1 protein-coding gene is annotated in these 628 nt (G+C 51.3%); it reads right to left on the reverse strand.

Annotated features, from left to right (window positions below; all coding sequences use genetic code 11):
- Positions 1-337, reverse strand: a 337-nt coding sequence (locus QMM04_RS22955) for a hypothetical protein (RefSeq protein WP_282997200.1), incomplete at its 3' end; no start/stop codon positions are given.
- Between the last annotated feature and the right edge of the window lie 291 nt (positions 338-628).

The raw sequence follows: 628 nt of genomic DNA on the forward strand, positions 1-628 counted from the left end.
TCTTCAGATCGCTGGCACCTTCTTTGGTTTTGTTCCAGCCCTTCTGCGCGCCTTCTTTGGTGGCGTCCCAACCCTTTTCAGTACCTTCTTTGGTGCTGTTCCAGGCTTTCTGCGAGTTTTCGCTCGCTTTGCTGGTCAGGCTATCGCTTTTGCCTTCGGCAGCATGTTTGGCTTTGAGCTGCTGCTCTTCACCCTGATGCTGCGCCTGATGCAGTTTCTCTTTCGCCGTATTGGCGCCCGCTTTGGCGTCAGCGACGGTTTCATCGGTTGCGTGTGTGGCGGCAAACGCCGTAGAAGTCAGAAGAATGGCGGATAACGCAATAATCGTCTTTTTCATAATATATTCCCTCATTAAGCATCATAAGTGTTATGAGCGTAGTTAAGAGTGGCACAGAGCGCAACGCAGGGCATTAGGAATAAACTGTAAGTGAATCGTACCGTTTCTGTGAGGGTTTCTGGCATAAATGCGCAGCGGTGTGCCGTAGGACCCAGCCATGCGCAATGCTGGCGCAGCGCAGAGGATAAGGAAACGATGTGTGCTAAATGCAATAGTCGGCTAGAGAAAAGGCGGGGCAGCAGCGCAAGCCTAAAACTTCGTGCGATTTTTTGTGCAGGTACTGGAAGTAAG

The organism is Pantoea sp. Pa-EAmG (assembly GCF_030024295.1).
GTDB classification, from domain to species: Bacteria; Pseudomonadota; Gammaproteobacteria; order Enterobacterales; family Enterobacteriaceae; genus Pantoea; species Pantoea dispersa.